Annotated in this window: 22 protein-coding genes; 9 read left to right on the plus strand and 13 right to left on the minus strand. The window is 71.0% G+C overall.

Features of this window, described 5'->3' with window-relative positions:
* Nucleotides 1–8: 8 nt before the first annotated feature.
* Genes EDC29_RS03630 through EDC29_RS03680 form a run of 11 tightly spaced genes read right to left on the minus strand, consistent with a single transcriptional unit; the run spans nt 9 to nt 11042 of the window.
* A complete protein-coding gene (locus tag EDC29_RS03630) occupies nt 9–1247 on the minus strand; it encodes a type II secretion system F family protein (protein WP_123139998.1) in 1239 nt (412 codons plus the stop codon).
* Nucleotides 1248–1255: 8 nt separating this feature from the next.
* A complete protein-coding gene (locus tag EDC29_RS03635; protein ID WP_165913430.1) occupies nt 1256–2857 on the minus strand; it encodes an ExeA family protein in 1602 nt (533 codons plus the stop codon).
* Complete coding sequence (locus EDC29_RS03640) at nt 2841–3548, minus strand: tetratricopeptide repeat protein (protein ID WP_132228606.1); 708 nt, start codon at nt 3546–3548, stop codon at nt 2841–2843. The genes EDC29_RS03635 and EDC29_RS03640 overlap by 17 nt, the downstream gene beginning before the upstream one ends.
* A complete protein-coding gene (gene mshL, locus EDC29_RS03645) occupies nt 3545–5200 on the minus strand; it encodes a pilus (MSHA type) biogenesis protein MshL (RefSeq protein WP_132228608.1) in 1656 nt (551 codons plus the stop codon). Before mshL ends, EDC29_RS03640 begins: the two co-directional genes overlap by 4 nt.
* A 52-nt stretch (nt 5201–5252) precedes the next feature.
* Nucleotides 5253–6068, minus strand: coding sequence for a pilus assembly FimT family protein (locus EDC29_RS03650; RefSeq protein ID WP_132228610.1), 816 nt, complete (start codon nt 6066–6068; stop codon nt 5253–5255).
* Nucleotides 6061–6819 carry a hypothetical protein gene (locus EDC29_RS03655; protein ID WP_132228612.1) on the minus strand — a complete coding sequence of 253 codons (759 nt, stop codon included), beginning with the start codon at nt 6817–6819 and terminating at the stop codon, nt 6061–6063. The genes EDC29_RS03650 and EDC29_RS03655 overlap by 8 nt, the downstream gene beginning before the upstream one ends.
* Nucleotides 6820–6856: 37 nt before the next feature.
* Entirely contained in the window at nt 6857–7495 is a 639-nt protein-coding gene (locus EDC29_RS03660) for a hypothetical protein (RefSeq protein ID WP_123142026.1), read from the minus strand.
* A complete protein-coding gene (locus tag EDC29_RS03665; RefSeq protein WP_132228614.1) occupies nt 7492–8976 on the minus strand; it encodes a hypothetical protein in 1485 nt (494 codons plus the stop codon). The genes EDC29_RS03660 and EDC29_RS03665 overlap by 4 nt, the downstream gene beginning before the upstream one ends.
* A complete protein-coding gene (locus EDC29_RS03670) occupies nt 8882–9361 on the minus strand; it encodes a hypothetical protein (RefSeq protein WP_123139990.1) in 480 nt (159 codons plus the stop codon). The genes EDC29_RS03665 and EDC29_RS03670 overlap by 95 nt, the downstream gene beginning before the upstream one ends.
* Nucleotides 9358–10188: a prepilin-type N-terminal cleavage/methylation domain-containing protein gene (locus tag EDC29_RS03675; RefSeq protein WP_123139989.1), complete on the minus strand. Its 831-nt coding sequence runs from the start codon at nt 10186–10188 to the stop codon at nt 9358–9360. Before EDC29_RS03675 ends, EDC29_RS03670 begins: the two co-directional genes overlap by 4 nt.
* A 32-nt stretch (nt 10189–10220) precedes the next feature.
* Entirely contained in the window at nt 10221–11042 is an 822-nt protein-coding gene (locus EDC29_RS03680) for a type II secretion system protein (RefSeq protein ID WP_132228616.1), read from the minus strand.
* Between the two features lie 573 nt (nt 11043–11615).
* On the opposite strand from EDC29_RS03680, the gene EDC29_RS03685 reads away from it, so the two are divergent.
* The 6 genes from EDC29_RS03685 (at nt 11616) to EDC29_RS03710 (ending at nt 16870) form a co-directional block, all read left to right on the plus strand.
* On the plus strand, nt 11616–12365 hold the full coding sequence (locus EDC29_RS03685) for a YebC/PmpR family DNA-binding transcriptional regulator (protein WP_123139987.1): 750 nt from the start codon (nt 11616–11618) through the stop codon (nt 12363–12365).
* Between the two features lie 29 nt (nt 12366–12394).
* A complete protein-coding gene (ruvC, locus tag EDC29_RS03690) occupies nt 12395–12946 on the plus strand; it encodes a crossover junction endodeoxyribonuclease RuvC (RefSeq protein WP_123139986.1) in 552 nt (183 codons plus the stop codon).
* Between the two features lie 4 nt (nt 12947–12950).
* Nucleotides 12951–13553, plus strand: a complete 603-nt coding sequence (gene ruvA / locus EDC29_RS03695) for a Holliday junction branch migration protein RuvA (protein WP_123142029.1) — start codon at nt 12951–12953, stop codon at nt 13551–13553.
* Between the two features lie 92 nt (nt 13554–13645).
* Entirely contained in the window at nt 13646–14719 is a 1074-nt protein-coding gene (gene glcE, locus EDC29_RS03700; RefSeq protein WP_132228618.1) for a glycolate oxidase subunit GlcE, read from the plus strand.
* Nucleotides 14720–14750: 31 nt separating this feature from the next.
* Complete coding sequence (gene glcF, locus EDC29_RS03705; RefSeq protein WP_132228620.1) at nt 14751–15989, plus strand: glycolate oxidase subunit GlcF; 1239 nt, start codon at nt 14751–14753, stop codon at nt 15987–15989.
* On the plus strand, nt 15986–16870 hold the full coding sequence (locus tag EDC29_RS03710; RefSeq protein WP_123142032.1) for an NAD(P)-dependent oxidoreductase: 885 nt from the start codon (nt 15986–15988) through the stop codon (nt 16868–16870). Before glcF ends, EDC29_RS03710 begins: the two co-directional genes overlap by 4 nt.
* A gap of 33 nt (nt 16871–16903) precedes the next feature.
* Here EDC29_RS03710 and EDC29_RS03715 read toward each other — a convergent pair whose 3' ends face one another.
* Nucleotides 16904–17479 (minus strand): copper-binding protein, encoded by a 576-nt coding sequence (locus EDC29_RS03715; protein ID WP_132228622.1) that lies wholly within the window; start codon nt 17477–17479, stop codon nt 16904–16906.
* A gap of 326 nt (nt 17480–17805) precedes the next feature.
* Between EDC29_RS03715 and EDC29_RS03720 the strand changes: the two genes are divergently transcribed.
* From EDC29_RS03720 to EDC29_RS03730, 3 genes are read left to right on the plus strand one after another with little or no spacing between them, the layout of a single operon-like run.
* Nucleotides 17806–19281 (plus strand): Do family serine endopeptidase, encoded by a 1476-nt coding sequence (locus tag EDC29_RS03720; protein ID WP_132228624.1) that lies wholly within the window; start codon nt 17806–17808, stop codon nt 19279–19281.
* Nucleotides 19282–19296: 15 nt separating this feature from the next.
* Nucleotides 19297–19971: a response regulator transcription factor gene (locus tag EDC29_RS03725; protein WP_062272425.1), complete on the plus strand. Its 675-nt coding sequence runs from the start codon at nt 19297–19299 to the stop codon at nt 19969–19971.
* Nucleotides 19968–21398 (plus strand): sensor histidine kinase, encoded by a 1431-nt coding sequence (locus tag EDC29_RS03730; protein WP_338086182.1) that lies wholly within the window; start codon nt 19968–19970, stop codon nt 21396–21398. Before EDC29_RS03725 ends, EDC29_RS03730 begins: the two co-directional genes overlap by 4 nt.
* Here EDC29_RS03730 and EDC29_RS03735 read toward each other — a convergent pair.
* Nucleotides 21395–23614 (minus strand): patatin-like phospholipase family protein, encoded by a 2220-nt coding sequence (locus tag EDC29_RS03735; RefSeq protein ID WP_132228627.1) that lies wholly within the window; start codon nt 23612–23614, stop codon nt 21395–21397. The two genes, EDC29_RS03730 and EDC29_RS03735, sit on opposite strands and share 4 nt — an antisense overlap.
* Nucleotides 23615–23625: the final 11 nt, after the last annotated feature.

A 23625-nucleotide genomic window follows, 5' to 3' on the forward strand; every position in this document is an offset into this window, starting at 1 on the left:
GGCGAGACTCAGTACATGGTGGTCTGCGAGATCAACTGGTAGACCGGGAGCAGGAACACGGCCACCACGAAGATGAAGAAGACGCCGGCGATCGAGATCATCAGCGGCTTGAGGATCTCGGCCAGGGAGTCGACGGTGTGATGCAGCCGGCGGCGGTACTCGACGGCGAGATAGTCGAGCTGCTCGTCGAGGTTGCCCGACTGCTCGCCGACGCTCACCAGACGGATCATCAGCCGCGGGAAGACGCCGGTGGCCTGGAGTTCGTCGCTGAGCCGGCTGCCGTTGCGGATGCCCTCGCGTACCCGCTGCAGGTGGCCGCGATAGTGCGGGTTGCGCATCGCCTCCTCGAGCACCGCCAGCGCCTCGCTGAGGTTGACCCCGGCGCGGATCAGCAGGCTCAGGTATTCGGTCATGAAGGCCAGCGCCGAGTCGCGGATCAGCCGCCCCGAGATCGGCAACCGCCACAGCAGCGCGTAGAGCCGCTGGCGCAGCCAGGTGGTGCGGGTGATGAGCAGGATGGTCAGCGCCAGGCCCGCGAGCAGCGCCCAGAACCAGTCCTCGATCAGCCGCTGCAGCCAGCCGGCGACCGCCATCGCCTTGATCGTCAGTGGTGGCAGATGGGCGTTCATCTGCAGGAACATCTGCTGGATGTTGGGCAGCACGTAGTCGATCCAGAACAGCGCCGCGAGCAGCACCACCAGGGTGACGAAGACCGGATAGATCAGCGCCTTCTGCACGTCCTGACGGATGCCGCGCACCCGGTTGAGGTGCGCCGCGCCGTCGAGCAGCACCCGGTCGAGGTTGCCCGACTGCTCGCCGATGGCGATCAGCGACAGCACGGTGCCGGGGATGATCTCGCGATGGCGCTCCATCACCGCGCTCAGCGCGCTGCCGCCGCTGACCCCGATGTGGAGTTCGTTGATCACCCGCGCCATCGGGCTGCGTCGGTTCTCCTCGCGCAGCTCGACCAGCGCCTGGTCGATCGGCAGGCCGCAGCGCAGCATCACCCCGAGGTTGTGGAGGAACTCGGCGAGCACCTCGGTGGGCACCGGGCGGCGGGTCAGGCCGATCATCAGGTCGATCAGCCCGCTGGCCGGCCCGGGCAGGCGCCACAGCCGCAGTACGGTGTCGTCGTGACGCTGCTCGATCATCGCGCGCGCGGTCAGGGTGTCGCTGAACTGGAACTTCTCCAGCCGCCATCCGGGGCGGCCGAGGTCGTCGGCATAGCGATAGAGGAAATAGTGCATGGCGCGACTCAGGGTGAGGGACAGCTCAGCCGGTAACGGGTCGGCGGATCGACCACCCCGCTCGCGGCCAGGCCCTGGGCGGACTGGAAGGCGCGCAGCGCCGCCAGGGTCGAGCTGCCCATGATGCCGTCGACGGCGTCGGGCGCGAGGTGGCCGAGCGCGGCGAGCCGCTCCTGGAGCAGGCGCGCGGCGTGCGAGCGCTCGCCGAAGGTCGGCTGGGTGGCGGCAATCGCGGTGCGATAGAAGGACAGCCGCTCGCCCTCGCCGAGATCGAGCGCGGGCCGTCCCTGACAGTTCTCGGTGATCGTCTCGCGGCTGCGCCAAGCGACCCACATCGCCCCGTCGTCAGGCTCATCGGTGGCGCCGTCGTCGAGACCGAACAGCCTCGGGTAGGCGGCCATCAGGGTCGCGAGGTCGGCGCCCGTCGCGCCGGCGCCGGCGGGCGCGCTCGGCGGCGCGCCGCTGTCGGCGGGGCTGGTCGGAGGTTCGCGCATGCTCATTGGGGCGTCGGCGTCGGCGTCGGCGTCGGCCGTCGGTCTCGCGTCGGTCGAGGCGCCCTGTTGCGCCGTCGCCCCGGCGTCCGCGCTGGGCAGGTGCGCGCCGAGCGCCGCGAGCTGTGTCTCCAGCCAGGGACGGAGTTGTTGCTGACGGCTCCAGCCGAGGCTGACGAGCGCGGCGAGCAGCAGTGTCAGCAGCAGCGCGAGACGCCAGCGCGGGGCGCTGGTGGTGCGCGTCGGCAGGGTCCGCAGCCCGGTATCGGCCTCGGCGACGGCCAGCCGCATCAGTCGTTGGTCGATGCGCAGACGCGGCTGGTGGAGCAGACCGTAGAGACAGCGATCCATGATCAGGTTGATGCGTCTGGGCAGACCACCGCTGGCCCGGTGCAGCAGGCGCAGCGCCGCGCGATCGAGACCGATGCGCTGGGCCGCGCCGGCCTGATCGAGCCGATTGAGCACATAGCCCCGGGTCTCGGCGCGGCTGAGCGGGGCGAGATGGACGTGCAGGGTGATGCGGCTGTTGAGCGGTCGCATCTCGAAGCGCCCGAGCAGGCCGAGGATCTCGGGCTGGGCGACCAGTACCACCTGCACCAGCTTGGTGTCGCTGGTCTCGAGGTTGGAGAGCTGGCGCACCAGCTCGAGGGTCGCGGCGTCGAGGTTCTGGGCGTCGTCGAGGATCAGCACGCAGTTGCGCCCGGCCGCCTGCTCGGCGCGGAAGAAGTGGTGCAGGGCCTCGAAGTAGGGCTGGATACCGAGCTGCGGCGGCGGCAGCTCGGCGAGCCCGAAGCCGCGGTGGATCGCGGCGATCAGCTCGCGCTCCTGGGGGACGCCGTGGAGGATCAGCGCGACCCGCTCGCCGGCGGCCTCGAGCTCGCGCATCAGCCGCCGCATCAGCGTGGTCTTGCCGATCCCGACCTCGCCGGTGACCAGCATGAAGCCCTTGCGTCGCTCGATCAGGTGCAGCAGCTCGCGATAGCCCTGATAGGTCCGCCGGCTGGGGAAGAAGCGGGTCTCGGTCGGCGTCACCGGGAAGGGGTCGCGACTCAGTCCCAGCTCGTCGAGATAGGGCGGTGCCCCGCCGGGGACGGTATCGCGCTCAGTGGCTGTAGGCATCGTGGTGCTGTCTGACATCGGGGTTGTTCGGGTGGCGGCTGTAGAGACGCGCGACCCGCTGTCTCGCCTCGGCGAGCGCGCCCTCGCGCCAGTCGATGGCGGCGAGGTTGAGGTTGGCCTCGAGGTCGTCGGCGTCGTAGCCGAGCACCTCCTGGTAGGCCTGACGCGCGGCCTCCAGCTCGCCGCGGCGCAGCTGCAGGAAAGCGCGCATGCGCACCACCGCCAGGCTGTCCGGGCCGATCATCGCCTCGGCCTGGGCGAGCAGCTGGTCGGCCTCGTCGAGCCGATCGGCCGCGCAGGCGCGCGCGAAGTCGGCGGCGATCTGGCGCATCGCCAGCAGCGCCGGATCGGGCGCGTCGAACAGCGGTGACTCGATCGTCCCGCTGTCCGGCGTCGGCACGGAGTCGATCGCCGGCGTCTGCTCGGGCGCCGCCGGGGGCGCGGGGGACGGTCCGCGCGACGCGTGCGTCTCCGTCGACGGTGCCGGCGCCGGGGTCGCGATCGCCAGTGACGGCGGTGGCTCGGGGCCTGTCGGTTGGCTGCCGGCCAGTGGCCACAGCAGTACGCCGGCGCCGACCAGCGCTCCGCCGGCGATGCCGAGCGGCCAGCCGTGTCGGCGCCGTGCGGTATCGCCCAGGGCGCTCAGGTGCGGGGCCTCGCGTGCGCGCAGACTGGTGAAGATCAGGCTCACAGCAGGGTGACGCGCAGCGCGATGACCAGCTCGCGGGCGGTGGTGGAGTGACCGCGCCCGCCGAACAGATACTCGACCCCGGGGATCTCGGTGAACGGCGGGATGCCGTCCTTCGAGCGGCTGCCGGTCTCGCTGATCATGCCGCCGAGGATCACCAGGTCGCCGTCGCGCATGTTCAGCGAGGTGGTCATGCCCTTGAAGCTGACCTTGGGCAGCGAGATCGACTGGTCGTTGCCGATGTCGACGGGGTCGGTGCTGCCCGGCTCGACCTGGGTCTGCATCGGGTTGATCACCAGGCTGATGGTGCCGTCGTCGGCGATGAAGGGGATGACCCCGAGCAGTACGCCGTCGAAGACGTTGCCGGTCTTGGTCTCCCAGGTGCTCTCGGGGTTGTCGGCGGTGCCCAGCGAGGTGCGCGAGACCTCCTTGAGGAAGCTCGAGTTGCTGCCGACGCTGACCAGCGCCGGCTGGGTGTTCTTGACCCGCAGCGAGGGGTTGGAGAGCACGTGGACGTTGCCGAAGGTGCGCAGCAGGTTGACCGCGACGCTGTAGTTGTCGTTGCCGGCGACCAGTCCCAGCCCCGGGTTGCCGCTGTCGCCGATGCTGGTGCCGGGGATGGTGATGGCGCGTCCGATGCCGCCCTCGTTGGGCAGGGCCGAGTCGATCGAGCCGAGCCCGATGGCCTCGGGGCCGTAGAGCGCGGCGATGTTGCTCTCGAGCTGCGACCAGTTGACGCCGAAGCGGAACTTGTCGCTGAGTTCGACATCGATCAGCTGCGCCTCGATCAGCACCTGACGCTGCATCACCCGCTTGTAGCGCGAGATCAGGTCGTCGATGGCCTCGAGCTGTGAGGGGCGGGCGCGGACGAAGAGCACCCCGGTGTTGCGGTTGAGGGTGTAGTTCGACCCCTGGGCGGTGGCCGGGTCGACGACGCCGGGGGTGGTGCCGAGGATCACCCCGAGCATCGCCTCGATCTGGTCGTAGGGGTCGGCGGTGTTGGTATTGCGCCCGTCGAGCTGGAAGCTGCTGGTGATCCCCGAGGAGCCGCTGCTGCCGCTGTTGCTGCTGCTGCCGATGTCGTTCATGGCGCTGGCGCCGAAGACGTCGCCGCCGGCGTTGAAGCTGGCCGTCGAGACGGTCTGCAGGAAGCCGAGGTGGAACACCCGGCTCTCGTGCTCGTAGACCTCGATCAAGCGGTCGTTGATCCGCGCCGACATGTCGATCTTGTCGAGCACCACCTGCAGCACCTTGGAGGCGGGCATGTCGCGCAGCTCCAGGGTGAGATAGCGCGGCTGGCTGCCGAGCGAGTCGGGCAGCGCCAGGCTGAGCTCGGCCTGGCGCGCCACCGCCTGGAGGATGCTGCGCGCGTCGGTGTCCTCGACCACCAGGGTCACGCGGATGGCGTCGAGCGGGTTGTAGCGCGGTGCGATCGGTTGCGGCGGCGGGGCGACCGAGCGCTCCTCGACCCGCTCCTGCAGCGCACGCTGCAAGGTGCTGAGCTTGCGCGACTCGGCCACCAGGCGCTCCTGCAGTGCGCGCTGGGACTCCTCGTCGATGTCGACGGTGCGGTCGAGGTCGACCTTGGCCGGCCCGGAGCAGCCGGTGAGGAGGATGAGCGCGAGGGCGATCAGGGGCGCCGTGTTGTTGATCATGTGCATGGTTTTCCAGGGCAGAACGATTCGTTGCGGGGTCTCTTGGACCGGGTCAGCGACGCCCCACCGTCAGCAGCTCGCCGGCCAGCCGGTCGAAGCCGATCGCGATCACGGTGTCGTCATAGTGTTCGGTCGTCGGGGTGCCGGGGGCGGCGAAGCAGCGCGAGTTGATGGTCAGCGGGGTGTGCGGGCCGTCGAACAGATCACCGTCGAGGTCGGCGTCGCGCGTCCCGGCGCTGAGCACCAGGAAGGCGACGTTGGGCCGCTTGTTGCCGACACAGTCGAGCGTGCCCAGCGGGCCGTCGTCACCGGTCAGGTAGGGGTTGGTGTCGTCGCGCGGCTGGGCGGCGGCGAGGCGCAGTGCGCGCAGGAAGGCGCCGCGTCCGGCATAGGGGCCGTCGCCGGGGAGCATGCGCGGGGCGGCGTCCTGTTGCCACGACGGCGGCTGGGCGCTGGTCAGGTCGACCGCGCCACTGCGATAGACGGCGTAACGCAGTCGGGTGTAGAGCCGGGTCTCATCGGCGCTGGGGGCATCCAGCCCGAGGGTGCGGAAGGGGACATGGCCGAGCCGGTTGGCGGAGACGTCGCCGCAACCGAGCTCGCCCGCGCCCTCGCGCCCGTCGGGGTCGAGCCCAGCGCCGATGTTGCCATCGGCGCAGGGCAGGCGGTGATAGCGCCGCGCGTATTCAAGCACGGCGTCGAAGACCTCGCGCTGCAGCGCGGCGAGCGCCTGGGCGTCGCTGCCGTCGCGCGGATAGCTCGGCAGCGAGGCGCGCCCGACGCTGATCGCCACCAGCAGCCCGGTGATCACCAGCACGAAGGCCATCTCCAGGGTGGAGAGACCGCGGTTGCGGTGCGGGCTAGTCATGGTCCCGGCTCCGTAGCGACGAGAGATCGACCACCGGGCGGTTGAGCTGTGGGGCCAGGGATTCGAGCTCGCTGGTGTACTGGCGCAGCCGCGCGATGTCGGCCTGCTCGCCGCGGGCCGCCTCGCGTTGGATCAGTCCGTTGAGCTCGACCATGCGCTCGGAGGTGCGCAGTATCCCGGCCAGCGCCGCGAGGTCGAGCACGCTGTCGCGCCCCCGCTCGCGCAGACCGTCGTCGAGCGCCTCGATCATCCCGGCGAGCTCGCCGAGCGCCGGGGGCTCGCCCGAGAGTCCGCGCTGACTGTAGGCGATGAGTTCGTCGCGCAGCCTCGCCACCCGTGTCTCGGTGTCATCGTCCGGCGTTGCGGGGCGCGCGGTGGCAGGCGGTGTGCTCGTCGTCGTGGTCGGCTGTCCGATCGCCGGGTCGTCCGCGAGACTGGCCGCCTGTTGCTGGGTCTGCTGTGCCTGGCGCCCGGCGTCGCTGAGCGCGCGATAGCGCGCCATCAGCGCCTCGAGCTGCGGCGGCGCGTCCTCGGGCAGGGGCGGCGGCGGGGGTGGTTCGGGGATCCGCCTCACCACCGTCTCAGGCGCGCGCGGCGGCACCACCGCGATCGCCGGTGGCGGTGCGCGATGGAGCGCCTCGAGCGCCTCGAGGTCGCGCGGTGGGGTGAAGATCCACCACAGCGCGAGGCCGGTGGCCACACCGAGCACGATCGCCAGTGCCAGTCGGGACCACTGATAGGTACTGTTCATGCGCGCCCCCGGATCGGGCGGCGCGGTGGCCGGTCGATCATCGCACCTCCGCGTCCGGCGCGATCGCCGGGCGGGTCAGCATCTCCTCGGCCAGGCGCAGCTCGATGCGCCGGCGCTGGCCGTCGCGATCGAGCCACACCGCCGCCGACTCGATGGCGACGAGCCGCACCCGCGCGTCGACCGCCTCGCCCGGGGCGAGCAGCCGGCCATTGACCAGTGCATGGCTGTTGTGTCGCGCGGCGTAGATCAGCCCGACCTCGTAGTCCAGCCACCAGGGCTCGACATCCTCGGGCAGTGGCGGCGTCATGGTGCGGCTGGCGGGGCGTGCGGTGGTCTCGCTCGTCAGTAGCCTGGAGCGCTCGCTGGTGCCCGCGGCGGCGAGGGTGGCGCTGTCGCCGAGCCGTGGCGCCGGGGGCTGCGATCGCGACCCCGGGCTCGCCAGCAGGGCTTGCGTGGTCGCCGCCGGGGGCGGGGTCAGGCCGGTTGCGGCGAGCCGCGCCTCGAGTTGCTCGAGCAGTCGCAGGTGTGCGGCGAGTTCACGCTCCATGCGCGCGAGCTGCTGCGCCGAGCCGCGCTGGATGAACGCCTGGCGCGAGTGGTCGAGGTGCGGCACGATCGCCGCCACCAGCGCGGCGCCGATCAGCCCGATGAAGACTCGGGTGGTGGGCTTGTTCATGGTCGTGCCCCCGTTGTCGCCGGCGTGTCGTCGCTGTCCTCTCCGCGCGCGCCGCGCCAGATCGCGGCGAGGCTGAAGGTGTTCTCGCCGCTGTTGCCGGCCTGGATCGTCTGGTCGACGACCCGATAGCCACGCTGGCCGAGCGCCTCGACCAGGTGACGCTCCTTCTCCATGGTCGGGTAGAAGGCCGCGCTGCTTCCGGTGAGCACCACCATCGCCACGCCGTCCTCGACCACCACCGAGAGCTCCTGCAGTGCCAGCCCCTCGGGGAGGCTGCGCTGGACATCGCGGACCAGCCGCGGCAGCGGCGGGACGCGATCGCGCAGCGACTGCAGCTCGAGCAGCGCGAGCACGTCGGCGGCCTGCTCGGCGGTGGCGATCGAGCCCTGGTGGGTGCGCTGCAGTCGCGCCTCGACCTCGTCGAGGTCGGCGACGGCGATGCGCTGCTCGGCGAGCCGTTGCTCGAGCGTCCGCGCCTGTTCGCTCCAGCGCGTCCCCTGCCAGGCGAGCGCCGCGGCCAGCACCAGGAAGCTCAGCCCCATCCACGGCAGCAGCGACAGCAGCAACAGTTGCGCGCGCTGCGCCGGGGTGGCATCGGCGATCGCCTCGCTGCTGGTCTCGAGCAGCGCCGGCAGCGCGCTCTGGAAGTCGGGGTCGTGATCGATGGTGCAGGCAGTATCCAGGCGGCCCCAGTCCATCCCCGGGAAGCGTCGCTGCAGCGCGTCGAGCAGCCGCGTCCCGGTCTCCTCGGTGAATTCGCCGTGACCGATCAGGGTGGCGTGGGGAGGCAGCGGATAGGCGCGACCGAAGCCCTGGTCGTTGAGCTGGCGATAGAGCCGCTCGGCGACCAGGGTCGGGTCGGAGCCGGCGAGCACCGGCATGCGCTCGGCGAGCATCACCTGTTTGTCGATCACCACCATGAAGCTGATGTCGTCGGGCTGGAGCAGCACCAGCAGATGGCTCGCGCGCCCGCGTCTCAGCGCCCAGGCGAGCATCGCCGCGCCCAGCGGGATCAGCACCTGATGCTGGTCGCTGGTCTTGACGCGCTTCTGGTAGCGGGTCCAGACATCGAGCGGCACCACGGTGTAGAACACCCGGTAGGCATCGCGCAGACGGGTGCGCTGATGGACGATCACCCGCGAATAGGCGTCGATCTCGCCTTGATCTCGCAGGCGCTTCTCGATGATCGGTGCGATGTCGGCGACCCGGCTGTTGACCAGCATCACCCCGAAGGCGGCGCCCTGGTAGTCGGTGAGCAGCCACAGCGGGGCGGTCGGCGGGGCGTCGAGGTCGAGTGGCTGTGCCCGATCGCCGGCGATGCGCAGTGCGCGGCCACCGAGATCGATTGCCTTGGTCCAGTTGATGACGGCGGACTCCTGGTCGGGGTTAGCGGGAGTAGTAGGTGCCGAGCAGGGTGAACTGCAGCGCCTGGGGGCCGTCGTCGTCCTGATCCTGGGTGAACAGCCCCGGCTCGCCACCATTGGCGCGGATACTCAGCGCGTCGGTGATGAAGAAGCCGTCGGCGTCGGGCGCGGTGCTCAGCAGATAGGCGTCGACCTGCTGGCGTGAGAGCATCCGGCTCTCTACCCGCAACTGGCGCTCGCTCCAGTCGGCGCGGCGCAGTGACTGCGCCTCGATCATCGGGCGCCAGCGCTCGAAGCCGGCAGCCGCCTGCGTCCAGCGCTCCAGCGTGGCCAGTCCGCCGGCGGCGCTGGAGAGTGTCTGGCTTGCGCTCTGGTAATCGTATCTGGCCTGTTGCAGTCGCTGCTGGGCGTCGCTCGCGTACCAGGAGCCGGCTGCCAGCAGCAGGGCCGCGCCGAGGGTGAAGGCGGCCTGGGTGGTGCCGTTGATCGAGCCGCGGATCATTGGTCCATCCGCCAGTGCGCGGTCAGCAGCATCACCGCATCCTCGTCACGGTTCTCGCCGATGTCCTCGGCGGTGGCGTTGAGGCCGCTGTCACGACGGAAGGTGTTGTTGCCGCCCCATTCGTAGCCGGGCTCGCGGACATTGGTCTGGGCATGGTTGCTCAGGGTGGTCTGCTCGCGGAAGCGGCCCTCGCGCGCGTCCGGCGCGCCGTCGATCATCTGGTCGAGGCTGCGCGCCAGATCCGGGGTGAGCCCGCGCAGCACCATCACGTTGCCCGAGCCGCTGGCGGTGGTGTCGGGGTTCCACTGGAAGCAGATCTGCAGCTCCACCGGGTTGCCGTTGCTGTCGGTGTAGAGATAACGATCCTCCTGCCCCTCGGCGCGTCCGGCCGGCATGGCGATGCCGGCGCGCTCCATCAGGTGGTGGAGGTTCTGCTCGGAGAGTGCGGCGGGGTCGCCGAGCCCGACCGAGTTGGCCGGGTAGCCCTGCCCATGACACAGCCGCTGGCCGGTGCGGCTGTAGTTGGCGGGGATACCGGCGACCTGGCCGTAGCGGTTGTTGAGTCGGGCGTCGGCGCCGCTGACCATGTAGGTCGGGGCGATCTGGCTGTCGCCGACCACCACGCCGGTGCGCTGGAAGTGGATGTCGTAGGCGCGCTTCCAGCCGCTGACGAACTGGAAGATGCGTTTCGACTGGGCCTCGCGGACGATGTCCTTGGAGATGGCGATGCCGCCGAGGATCATGCCGATGACCACCAGCACCACGGTCAGCTCGACCAGGGTGAAGCCGCCCTGTGCGCGACGGGCGGCGGGGGTGCGCTGCTGCATTGCGTTACTCCACCGAGGTACGCCGGGACGCGTCACTGGTTCATCTTGTAGTGGGCGACCAGGGTCATCACCTGATCCTCGTCCTCGCGGTCGCCCTCGCTGACCCCGTCGGGGTTCGCGGCGGCGATCTCGAAGGTGTTGTTGCCCTGCCACTCGCTCTGCGGTACCCGCGAGCCTTCAGTGCGTGCGCCGATGTTCTCCTGGCGGAACACCCCTTCGCGGGCGTCGGCCTTACCGTCGATCATCTGGTCGAGCGCGCGCGCCAGGTCCGGGGTCAGTCCGGTGATCACCATGACGTTGCCCGAGGGCTCGCCGCTGGCGGCACCGGGCGGGTTCCACTGGAAGCAGACCTGGATCTCCTGCGGGTTGCCGTTGGTGTCGAGATAGACGTAGCGATCCTCGAAGCCCTCGGCACGACCGGGTGGGAGCTGGATACCGTGGCGCAGCATCTGCTGGTGCAGCGAGACGTTGTTGTCGGCGGCCTGTCCGGCGCCGGCCGCGGCCTGGGTGGTCGGGCGCGCACCCTCGCAGATGGCGCCAGGGGCGGTGACGCCCGACATGTCGCCGCCCGAGATCGTCGAGCCCGAGGTCGCGCCGCTGTTGTACTTGGCGCCATTGACCATATAGCGCGGCGCGGTCTGGTCGTCGCCGACCACCACCCCGGTGCGCGAGTAGTGGTTGTTGTAGGCCGAGACCCACTGGTCGACGAACTTCTGCTTGATCTTCACGTACTCGGCGCTGCGCTGCATGTCGCGCCCGATGGATACGGCGCCGAGGATCAGCCCGATCACCACCAGCACCAGCGACATCTCCACCAGGGTGAAGCCGCGCATCGAGGATCTGGAACCCGACATCTTCGTTCTCGCTGTCGTTATCGTTGTTGGGAATGGCCGGGGAGACCCGGTCCGGCATCCTTCGGACGGTGCGTCAGTCGTCCGGCAGCAGATGACGTGTACCCGCTGCGGTGACGAGCGGGGCCTTCCTGGCGTTGAGTCGCACGTCTGGCGAGAGACGGGCATGAGGCATGGGAGCGTGGGCTGGGAATGACCCGGCAGGGGAGAACGACGAAGGGTCGTCTGTCTGATTCCGGCGTGCGTGCATCACGTCATCCTGTGGCAAGGATCTGATTGCCCTCGCTCTCTTTGTCGGCAAGCAACGAGTCAGGGCCTCGACCCCGCAAGGTCGTGAGCCATGTTTCGAGCGGAGGCGCATGACCCCGCCGCGCTGGCCGCGGCCAGCTGGTTGCGCGTCCGAGTATAGCTAAGTCAAAAATGTTTTATCGTGCACGATTCGTGCCTGTGTGGCGGGGTGATTCCCGTTCTTCGTGCGGCACTCGAACAGGGCCTCGCAGAGGGGCGCTTAACGTCCGATCGGCGCAGAATGTTAGAATATCGGCCCAGTATTCAGCTTCAGGAGCAACCCAATCGATGGCAGGTCATAGTAAGTGGGCCAATATCAAGCATCGCAAGGCCGCGCAGGACAAGCGTCGTGGCAAGATCTGGACCAAACTGATCCGCGAGGTCACGGTCGCGGCGCGTGAGGGGGGCGGTGATCCGGCGGCCAACCCGCGGCTGCGTCTGGCGATGGACAAGGCCTTCGGCGCCAACATGCCGCGCGACACCGTCGAGCGTGCGATCAAGCGCGGCGCCGGCGGCACCGAGGGCGACAACTACGAGGAGATCCGCTACGAGGGCTATGGCCCGGGCGGCGTGGCGGTGATGGTCGACTGCATGTCCGACAACCGCAACCGCACCGCCTCCGAGGTCCGTCACGCCTTCACCAAGCACGGCGGCAACCTCGGCACCGACGGCTCGGTGGCCTATCTGTTCACCAAGCAGGGGATCATCAGCTTCCAGCCCGGGAGCGACGAGGATGCGGTGATGGAGGCGGCCATCGAGGCCGGCGCCGATGACGTGGTCACCAACGACGACACCTCGCTCGACGTGATCACCACCCCCGAGGCCTTCTCCGAGGTCAAGGATGCGCTGATCGCCGCCGGTTTCGACACCGAGGCCGCCGAGGTCACCTTCAACGCCTCGACCTCCGCCGAACTCGACCGCGACACCGCCGAGAAGCTGTTGAAGATGATCGACGCGCTCGAGGACCTCGACGACGTCCAGGAGGTCTATCACAACGCCGACATCGCCGACGAGATCATGGCGGCGCTCGATGCCTGATCCGGCACGCGTCCGGGGGCGCTGACGCGATGGCCCGTGCCCCCCGCTCGGCCCCGCCACGCCTGGCGCACCGTATCCTCGGTATCGATCCGGGCTCGCGCTTCACCGGCTACGGCATCATCGACACCGACGGTCATCACAGCCGCCGCGTGGCCAGTGGCTGTATCCGCGTCGACAAGGCCCCCTGGCCGGACCGGCTGCGGCTGATCTTCGACGAGGTCGAGCAGCTGGTGCTCGATCACCGTCCGCACGAGCTGGCCGTCGAGCAGCTGATCTTCGCCCGTGACCCCAGCGCCGCGCTCAAGCTCGGTCAGGCGCGCGGTGCTGCGCTGTGCGCGGCGCTGCGCGGCGAGCTGTCGGTGCACGAATACAGCCCCAAGTCGGTCAAGCTGGCGGTGGTCGGCACCGGCGGGGCGCAGAAGTCGCAGGTCCAGCACATGGTGCAGATCCTGCTGACCATGGACACCCCGCCCGGCGAGGACGAGGCCGACGCGCTCGCCATCGCGCTCTGTCACGCCCACTCGATGGGCATCCCCGGGCGCAAGCGCATGGCCGCCTCCTGGCGCGACTGGAGACCCTGAACCCATGATCGGACGTTTGCGTGGACAGCTGGTCCACAAGCAGCCGCCTCGGCTGATGCTCGACGTCGGTGGCGTCGGCTATGAACTCGAGGCGCCGATGTCGACCTTCTACGAGCTGCCGGCGGTGGGCGAGACGGTCACCCTGATCACCCATCTGGCGGTGCGCGAGGACGCCCAGGTGCTCTACGGCTTCATCCGCGAGTCGGACCGTGCACTGTTTCGCAACCTGCTCAAGGTCACCGGGGTGGGCGCGCGGATGGCGCTGGCGATCCTCTCGGGGATGGACGCGGCGCGCTTCGCCCAGTGTGTCGAGTACGAGGACGTCGCCGCCCTCACCAAACTCCCCGGGATCGGCAAGAAGACCGCCCAGCGCCTGGTGGTGGAGATGCGCGATCGGCTCGAGGCGACCCTCACCCCGGCCCTCGCCGGGGCTGCGGGCGAGAGCGCTCCCGGTACCGACCAGGCGCTCGCCGATGCGGTCAGCGCCCTGGTCGCGCTCGGCTTCCGTCCGGCCGATGCGACGCGCATGGCGCGCGCCGCCGACGACGGCGCCAAGACCTCCGAGGAGATCATCCGCCTGGCATTGCGATCGGTGAATCCGGCCTGATCTAAGGGGGCATCGTCGATCGGGTGCGGTCAACGCGCCCGATCCCATCGTCGCTCGTCGCGACGACGACCAGGGATGCGCGAGGCCCCCGGATGAGCCAGGACCTGACCGCCGAGCTGTGCGCCAGCGTGACTGCGGCGATCGCCGCCACCACGCCGCTGTGTCTGCGTGGCGGCGGCACCAAGGACTTTCTTGGTCGGCGCTGCGCGGGCCGTCCGCTCGCGCTCGCCGGGCATCGCGGCATCCTCGACCACCAGCCGCGCGAACTCACCCTCACCGCCCGCGCCGGCACCCCGCTGCGTGAGATCGAGACGGCGCTCGCCGAGGCCGGGCAGTGTCTCCCCTTCGAGCCGCCGCACTTCGGCCCCGGCGCCACCCTCGGCGGCACCATCGCCTGTGGCCTCTCAGGGCCGGCGCGCCCCCATGCCGGGGCGGCGCGCGATCTGGTGCTCGGCGCGCGGGTGCTCACCGGGCGCGGCGAGGTGCTGCGCTTCGGCGGCGCGGTGATGAAGAACGTCGCCGGTTACGACATCGCCCGGCTGATGACCGGCGCCTTCGGCACCCTCGGCATCCTTCTCGACATCAGCCTCAAGGTGCTGCCGCGCCCCGAGGCGGTGCGCACCCAGGTGCTCGACTGCGACGGTGACGAGGCGCTCGCCCGGCTGCGCGCGCTGGCGCGTCGGCCGTTGCCGTTGAGCGCGAGCTGTCACGACGGCGAGCGGCTGTGGCTGCGACTCTCCGGAGCCGAGCGCGCGCTCGCGCCCGCCGCCGCCGGGATCGGTGGCGAGCGCGTCGAGCCGGAGCGGGCCGAGGACTTCTGGGACACGCTGATCCGCGAGCAGCGCCACCCCTTCTTCACCGCGCCGGGCGCGCCGCTGTGGCGGCTCTCGCTGCCGCCGCACGCCCCGGCGCTGGCGCTCGACGCCCCCCAGCTGATCGAGTGGGGTGGGGCGCAGCGCTGGCTGCGCGCGGCCCACCCCGCGGAGGTGGTGCGCGCCGAGGCCGCGCGGCTCGGCGGGCACGCGACCTGTTTTCGCGGCGGCGAGGCGATGCGCTCCCCCTTCACCCCGCTGTCGCCGTCACTGCTCGCCTTGCATCGCAACCTCAAGCAGGCCTTCGATCCCCACGGCATCCTCAATCCGGGGCGCTTCCATGCCGAGTTCTAGCGGGGCGCCGCCGCCTTGACCCGGAGTCCGCATGCGTACCGATCTGCTCCCCGAGCTGCTCGACACCGCCGCCGGTCGCGAGGCCGATGCCATCCTCCGTGCCTGCGTCCACTGTGGCTTCTGTACCGCCACCTGTCCGACCTATCAGTTGCTCGGCGACGAACTCGACGGGCCGCGCGGGCGCATCTACCAGATCAAGCGGGTGATGGAGGGCGCGCCGGCCACCGCCGTGGTGCAGCGCCATCTCGATCGCTGTCTCGGCTGTCGCGCCTGCGAGCGCACCTGTCCCTCGGGGGTGCGTTATGCGCGGCTGGCCGAGATCGGGCGGGGACTGGTCGCCGCCCAGGTGCGCCGCCCCTGGCGCCAGCGTCTGCTGCGGCGGGCGTTGGTGCTCGGTCTCTCGGGGGCGGGGCGGGTGCGCGCGCTGCTCGCCCTCGGGCGGCTGGCGCGCCCGTTGTTGCCGGCGCGACTGGCCGCGCGGATCCCGCCGCGGGTCGCGCCGGGTGCGGCGCCGGCCTCGCGCGGCCTGGGGCGGCGGATGCTGGTGCTCGATGGTTGCGTGCAGGGGGGCGCGACCCCGCGCACCAACGCCGCCGCGGCGCGGGTGTTCGCGCGTCTCGGCATCGAGCTGGTGCGTGCGCCCGCGGCGGGCTGTTGCGGTGCGCTGGCGTATCATCTCGACGATCAGGCCGGCGGGCGGGCGCGGATGCGCCGGGCGATCGACGCCTGGTGGCCGGAGATCGAGGCCGGCTGCGAGGCGATCCTGGTGACCGCCAGCGGTTGTGCGAGCATGGTGCGCGAGTACGGCGAGGCGTTGGCCGACGACCCGGACTATGCCGGGCGGGCGGCGCGGGTCGCCGCGCTCGCCCGCGACCCGGCCGAGGTGCTCGCCGCCGCCGACCTGACCGCGTTGGGTCGGCCCGGTGCCGGGCGGCGGGTGGCCTATCACGCGCCCTGTAGCCAACAGCACGTGCTGCGGCTCGACGGCGTGGTCGAGGGGGTGCTCGAGCGTCTCGGCTTCACCCTCACCGCGGTGCCCGAGGCGCACCTGTGCTGCGGTTCGGCCGGGACCTATTCGATCACCCAGCCGGTGCTCTCGCGCCGCCTGCTGGAGAACAAGCTCGGCGCCCTGGAGGGCGGCCGGCCCGCGCTCATCGCCACCGCCAACGTCGGCTGCCAGCTCCAGCTCGCCGCCGGCGCCTCGGTGGCGGTGGTGCACTGGCTGGAGCTGCTCGACCCGGCGCCCCCCGAGGAGACCCCTGAGAGATGACAGAGCGGATTGGATTCATCGGCCTCGGCCTGATGGGTGCGCCGATGGCGCTGAACCTGTTGCGCGCCGGTCACCGGCTGGCGGTGTATGCGCGTCGCGAGACGGCGCTGGCGCCGTTGCGCGAGGCCGGCGCCGAGGTCTGTGCGAGCCCGGCGGCGCTGGCGCGCGCGGTCGACGTGGTGTTCACCATCGTCTCCGACACCGAGGATGTCGAGCAGGTACTGCTCGGCCCCGACGGGGTGATCGAGGGGGCGCGACCGGGGAGCGTGGTGGTCGACATGAGCACCATCTCGGCCTCGGCCACCCGCGCCATCGCCGCGCGGCTGGCCGGGCGCGGGGTGGCGATGCTCGACGCCCCGGTCTCGGGGGGCGACGTCGGCGCGCGCGAGGGGCGGCTGTCGATCATGGTCGGCGGCGACCCGGAGGTGTTCGCGCGGGTGCGCCCGCTGTTCGAGGTGCTGGGCACCAACATCGTCCATATCGGCGAGCATGGCGCCGGACAGGTGTGCAAGGCGTGCAATCAGGTGGTGGTCGGCGGCACCATCGCCGCGGTGGCCGAGGCGCTGCTGCTGGCGCGTGCCTCGGGGGTGGACGCGGCGCGGGTGCGCGAGGCGCTGCTCGGCGGCTTCGCCGCCAGTCGGGTGCTCGAGCTGCACGGCCAGCGCATGCTCGATGGCGACTACCGGCCCGGCTTCAAGGCGCGGCTGCACCGCAAGGACATGCGTCTGGTCGAGGAGGGGGCGCGCGAGCAGGGGCTCGAGCTGCCGCTGGCCGCACAGGTCGCCGCCCATCTCGAGACGCTGCTCGCCGCCGACGGCGGTGAGCTCGACTCGGCGGCGATCCTCAGCGCCCTGGAGCGGATGCAGCAGGGCGCTGGCTGAGTTCGGGGCCGGGGCGGCGCCCCGGCTGTGGGATCATTCGAAGGTGACGAAGCCGTCGATGGCGGTGATATAGGTGGCCACCACCCCGTCGCCCGGGGCGACGCTATCGAGCAGCGCCTGGTCCTCGACGGTGAACACCAGGGTGCGGTTGGGGCCGCGTACGGTGACGGTCGAGGCCTCGCGGTCGACCGCCTCGATCTTGCCGTAGAGGGTGAGGGTGTCGACGATGGCGCCGGCGGGCTTGGCGCCCGGGTCGCGCGCCACCTCGCGCTCCTTGGTCATGCCGACGGTGCCGGCGTCCGAGCCCTTCTGCAGGTCGATCAGCACCGCCTCGGTCTTGCTGACGTTGAGGGTGTTGCCGATCTTGACCTCGTCGAGCCGGGTCACCTCGTCGGGGACGTGCAGTACCACGAACTCGCCCTCGGGGGTGCGGATGGTGAGCATGCGCTTGTCGAGATTGACCACCTCGACGGTGCCGGTCAGCTCGGTGGTGACCGCGGCGCCGGTCACCGGCACGTCGCGCAGCTCGGCCAGCGCGACCGGAGAGAGGCCGGCGGAGGCGAGTGCAATGGCCGAGGCGAGGGTCAGGCTGGCGGGTCTGATCTTCATCGTGAAGCGATCTCCTTTGGTGTCGGTGAGCATGATCCGGGCGCTGTGTCCCCATGTCCCGGGTGCAGTGCAAGGATTGGTGCGAAACCTCGTCGACGCAAGGGTGGTCGGCATCGGGCGGTCCCCGCCTCTTGCCGCCAGGGCACGCCCTGGGCGGTCTCAAGAGGGGCCGGGCGCTGCTTCCTTAACGATCGTTAATCTTGTCGCAAGGCGCTGGCAAGGCGACCCTGGCGATACTCATCGTCGAACCATCCAGTCTCGTCGGTGAGGTCCCGGTACCTGTTACGGGACGGGCCGGCAGCGGTATTGAGGAGGAGTCGACAGGTATGCGTGCAATCAGCGATCCACAGGTCCCGATCAGACGCGGTGCGCTCGCCGTGGCCTTGAGCATAGCGCTGCTCGGTGGTGGTGCGACGACGCTCGCCGTGACGCCGGCGCTGGCCGGCCCCGCCGCCGTGCAGGGCCTGCCGAGCTTTGCCGATGTCGCCGAGCGGGTGGTCCCGGCGGTGGTCAACGTCACCGTGGTCGCCGAAACCGGCACGCGGCTGCAGGGGCTGCCGCAGTGGCCCGAGGAGATGCCGGTGCCGGAGTTCTTCCGGCGCTTCTTCGAGTCCCCCGGGCTCGCCCAGCCGCGCCGGGTGCGCGGTCAGGGCTCGGGTTTCCTGATCGACCCCGAGGGTCATATCGTCACCAACAATCATGTCATCGACGGTGCCACCGAGGTCACCGTGGTGCTCAACGACGGCAGCAGCCACGAGGCCCGGGTGGTGGGGCGCGACGACAAGACCGATCTGGCGCTGCTCAAGATCGAGACCGACGGGCCGCTGCCCCATGTCGAGCTGGGCGATTCGGCGCAGGCGCGCGTCGGCGACTGGGTGCTGGCGGTGGGCAACCCCTTCGGGCTCGGCGGCTCGGTCAATGCCGGGATCATCTCGGCGCGCGGGCGTGATATCCACTCCGGCCCCTATGACGACTATCTGCAGATCGACGCGGCGATCAACCGCGGCAACTCCGGCGGTCCGTTGTTCGATGCCGGCGGCCGGGTGATCGGGGTCAACACCGCGATCTACTCGCCCTCCGGGGGCAACGTCGGCATCGGCTTCGCCATCCCCGCCGAGATGGTGCGTCGAGTGGTCGACGATCTGCGCGACAAGGGTCATGTCGAGCGCGGCTGGCTCGGGGTGCGGATCCAGGCGGTGACCCCGGAGTTGGCCGCCGCGCTCGGGCGCGCGGCGGACGATGGCGTGCTGGTGGCCGAGGTGCTCGAGGGTACGCCGGCGGCGGCGAGCGCGCTGCGCGCCGGCGACCTGATCCTCAGCGCCGGCGGTACGCCGATCACGGACTATCGCGACCTGCCCCGGCTGGTGGCGGCGACCCCGGCGGGCAGCACCCTCGAACTGGAGGTGTGGCGCGAGGGGCGCCGCCAGCGCCTCGATGTCGAGATCGGGCGGATGCCCGCCTCGAACCCGCAGGTGGCCACGGCCGCGCCGGGCGCGCCGCTCGAACTCGAGCACCTGGGGCTGCGGGTCCGGGCACTGAGCCCGGAGCTGCGCGCCGAGCTCGGCATCGGCCCCGAGCGTGCCGGGGTGGTGGTGAGCGAGGTGGTGCCGGGAGGACCTGCGGCGCGTGCCGGGGTGCGACCCGGGGCCTTGATCTCGATGTTCGGCAACGCGCCGGTCGACTCGCCGGCGGCGCTGCGCGCGGCCCTGGAGACTGCGCTCGAGGCCGGGCGCGAATCGGTGGTGGTGCGCCTCGAGCGCGACGGTGCGGCGCTGTTCGTCGCCCTGCCGGTGGCCGACTGAGCGGCGGGCGCGGGGATGCGGATCCTGCTGATCGAGGATGATGCGCAGATGGCCGATTATCTGCGCAAGGCGCTGGGCGAGATCGGCGCCCTGGTCGACCATGCCGATGATGGTCGCGAGGGGTTGCTGCAGGCGGCCGGCGGCGGCTATGACGCGCTGATCGTCGATCGCATGCTCCCCGGGCTCGACGGACTGGCGATCGTGCGCACCCTGCGCGCCGCCGACGATCACACCCCGGCGCTGATCCTCAGCGCCCTCGGCGAGGTCGACGACCGCGTCGAGGGGCTGCGCGCCGGCGGCGATGACTATCTGACCAAGCCCTTTGCCTTCTCCGAGCTGCACGCCCGGCTCGAGGCGCTGTTGCGGCGCGGTGGCGGCGAGGCGCCGGAGACGCGGCTGCGGGTGGGCGATCTGGAGATGGACCTGCTCGCGCGCGAGGTGACCCGTGGCGGACGCGCGATCGTGCTGCAGCCGCGCGAGTTCCGCCTGCTCGAGTACCTGCTGCGCCATGCCGGTCAGGTGGTGACCCGGACCATGCTGCTCGAGCATGTCTGGGACTATCACTTCGACCCCCAGACCAATGTCATCGACGTCCATGTCAGCCGGCTGCGGGCGAAGATCGACAAGGACTTCCCGACCCCGTTGCTGCACACAGTGCGCGGCGCCGGCTACATGATCCGCGCCGCATGAGCCCGATGCGTCTGGCGCAGGCGACCTGGTCGCGGGCGCGGCGCCGGGTCGGGCGTATCCTCCACAGCTCGATCTTTCGCCTCGCGCTGCTCCACGTCCTGCTCGCCTGCGCCTCGGCGGCGATCCTGCTCGGCTTCATCTACTGGTCGACGGCCGGGTACATGGACCGCCAGACCGACGCCACCATCGCCGCCGAGGTGCGGGGGCTGGCCGAGCAGTACCGCCAGCGCGGGCTGGCCGGTCTGCGCACACTGATCGAGGAGCGCATCCGTCGCGATCCCAGCGGGGCGAGCGTCTATCTGCTGGTCGATGCCCGGCGCCAGTGGATCCTCGGCAACCTCGACCGCTGGCCGGCCGATACCCCGGATGAGTCGGGCTGGGTGCGCTTCCGGCTGCGCGAGCGCGGTCCCGATGATGTCGGTGCGGCGCACGCCGCGCGGGCGCGGGTGTTCCGGCTGCGCGGCGGGCTGCGGCTGCTGGTCGGGCGCGACATCCGCGAGCTGGAGGCGACGCGCACCCTGATCGAGCGGGCGCTCTACTGGGGGGTGGCGATGACCGCCGCGCTGGCGCTGCTCGGCGGCTGGCTGATGAGCGCCGGGGTGGTGCGCCGGCTCGAGGCGATCAACCACACCAGTCGCGAGATCATGGCCGGCGATCTGGCCCGGCGCATCCCGCTCGGCGGCAGCGACGACGATTTCGATCAGCTCGCGCGCAACCTCAACCAGATGCTCGATCGTATCGAGGGGCTGATGGCCGGGGTGCGGCAGGTCTCGGACAACATCGCCCACGACCTGCGCACCCCGTTGACCCGGCTGCGCACCCGGCTGGAGCTGCTCGCCGCCGCGCTCGACGACCCCGAGGCGGCGCGGGCGCTGGCCGAGACCGCGATCGCCGACGCCGACGAGCTGCTGGCGACCTTCAATGCGCTGTTGCGCATCGCCCGGATCGAGTCGGGCGGACGCCGCGCGGCCTTCGCCCCGGTGGCGCTGGCGGCGCTGCTGGAGGATCTGCGCGAGCTCTACGAGCCGGTGGCCGCCGAGCGCGGTCAGCGCCTGACCCTGGAGATCGCCGCCCCGGCGACGCTCGCCGGCGATCGTGACCTGCTGTTCCAGGCGCTCGCCAATCTGGTCGACAACGCCATCAAGTACGGTCCGCCCGAGGGCGCCATCGTGATCCGTCTCGACACCCGCGATGGCGCCCCCTGCATCGGTGTCGCCGACGACGGGCCGGGCATCCCGGAGGCGCTGCGCGAGGCGGTGTTCCGCCGCTTCTTCCGCGCCGACGACAGCCGCTCGACCCCGGGCAGCGGGCTGGGGCTGAGTCTGGTGCGGGCGGTGGCCGAGCTGCATCGGGCGCGGGTGGTGCTCGAGGACAACCGGCCCGGGCTGCGCGCGCTGCTGTACTTCGCCGCGCCGCCCCAGGGTTAGTGGATCAGCGCCCGGTTCCAGGGGCGACCGAGGAACAGATAGAGGGCGTCGTTGCCGCCGTCGGCATAGCCGTAGCCGAGATAGAGCGGGCCGATCGGGGTGTCGGCGCCGAGAAACAGGCTGCTGCCCAGACGCAGGCTGTCGGCGCCGATGTCGCCGCGCCGCGCCCAGGTGTTGCCGACCTCGAGCGAGGCGCCGGCATAGGTCGGCACCAGCCCGGTGTCGAAGGCGTGGAGATAGATCGCGCGCGCCAGCCCGAGGTTGGCCCCGGAGAGTTCGAGCTGGTTGAAGCCGGAGAGGTTGAGGAAGCCGCCGAGCCGGTAGTAGGCGTGCAGCGGGGTCTCGCCGCCGAAGTTGCCGGCCAGGGTCAGCGCGGTGATCAGGCGGTGACGACCGCGCCCCAGGGCGTGCACCAGCTCGATCCCGGCCTGGTCGTAGTTGCTGGTGGCGCCGAGTGCGGTGCGCGAGTGTTCGCCGAAGGCGCTCGCGGCCCAGCCGCTGGCGGGGAAGTTGGCGCTGTCGAGGGTGTCGATGTCGAACCTGAACTCGAGTGCGCCGACGTCGAAGTTGTAGCCGCCGAAGCCGGGATCGCCGACGCGCAGGTCGGCGTCGCCGCGATAGTGGGCGTAGCCGAGCGCGATCCGGCCCCAGTCGCCGAGATTGCGCCCGAGCTTGACGTTGGCGCCGAACCGGTTGAGCTGGTACTCGGCGAGCGGCGCGTCCTGGGCGCTGGGGTCGAACAGGGTCAGGCTCTCGGAGAGATAGCCGACGCCCAGCCCGGCGAACCAGCGCTCGGCGGGGTCGAGCGGCAGATAGAGGTTGGAGAGGATGCCCGGCTCCTCGCCGAGCCGGATCTCGGTGCGCCACTCGCCGTTGAGATCGGTGAGCGGGGCCTTGGTATAGGCCGCGCCGAGGTTGAAGCGGGAGTTGCCGCCTCCGCTCGAACTCAGCTCCAGCCCACCCTGCAGCGAGCTGGTGCCCCAGCGCTTCTCGCGCGCGCTGATGTGCAGCGCGGCGCGCTCGTCGTCGCCCGGTTCGGGCTCGATGCGGTAGCGCACCGTCTCGAACACGTCCTGGTCGTAGACCCGCTCGATCTGTTCGGCGAGCGTCTCGGGGTCGAACCGCTCGCCGGGGGTGACCTGGATGCGCCGGGCGAGCACCGCGTCGTCGAGCCCGGAGTCGTTGTCGATGCCGAGCCGAGTGATCACTGGCGCCTGGTAGTCGGCGCGGCGGTGGGCTTGGCGGTAGGCGGCATAGCGCGCCGCGGGCAGGGCGAGGGCGTCGAGCGGCGCCCCGGTGGCGCGCGCGGCCTGCTCGCCGATGGCGATCGCCTCGAGCATCTTGTCGAAGTCGCTGGCCAGCATCCGGCGCCCGAGCGGCGGGGTGAGCAGCAGGTCGCGCGGGCCCAGGGTGGCGATCTCGGCCTGGGTGTTGCGCCAGGTCACCAGGCTGGCGACCTGATCGAGCATCTCCAGCACGTCGGTGATCGACTCGCGGTCGCGGCGCGGGCCGCCGATGTCGACGGCAATGACGATCTCGGCGCCCATCTCGCGCACCCCCCCGATCGGCAGGTTCATCGCCAGCCCGCCGTCGACCAGCAGTCGCTCGCCGATCTCGACCGGGGCGAACACCGCGGGGACGGCCATGCTGGCGCGGATCGCGGTGGCCAGATCACCGCCGCCGAGCACCACCGCCTCGCCGCTGACGACATCGGTGGCGATGGCGCGGAAGGGGATGCGCAGACGGTCGAAGTCGTGAATCGCGGTGGCCGGCAGGGTATACTCGCGCAGCGCCAGTTTCAGCCGCTGGCCCTGGATCAGCGCCGGTACCAGGTTGACCCGCCCGGCCTCCTCGTCGACCCCGGGTCGGCTCTTGATCAGAAAGCTCCGGTCCTCGAGCTTGCGCTGCATCCGTCGCGTGGCACGGGCCGGCTCGTCCTGAAAGATCGCCGTCCAGTCGATGTCCTCGATCGTCCGCTCGATCTCGTCGGGCGACATCCCCATGGCATAGAGTCCACCGACGACCGCGCCCATCGAGGTGCCGGCGATGTAGTCGATGGGGATGCGGCGGCGTTCGAGCTCGCGCAGCACGCCGACATGGGCGGCGCCGCGCGCGCCGCCGCCGGAGAGCGCCAGGCCGATCGCCGGTCGTGTCTCGGCGAGCGCCGGGGCGGCGAGGCCCAGCAGGGTCAGCAGGATGGCGACGGTGGTGCGCACGCGGGGCTCCT

It is taken from the genome of Marichromatium gracile, from assembly GCF_004343155.1.
In the GTDB taxonomy this organism is placed as follows: Bacteria; Pseudomonadota; Gammaproteobacteria; order Chromatiales; family Chromatiaceae; genus Marichromatium; species Marichromatium gracile.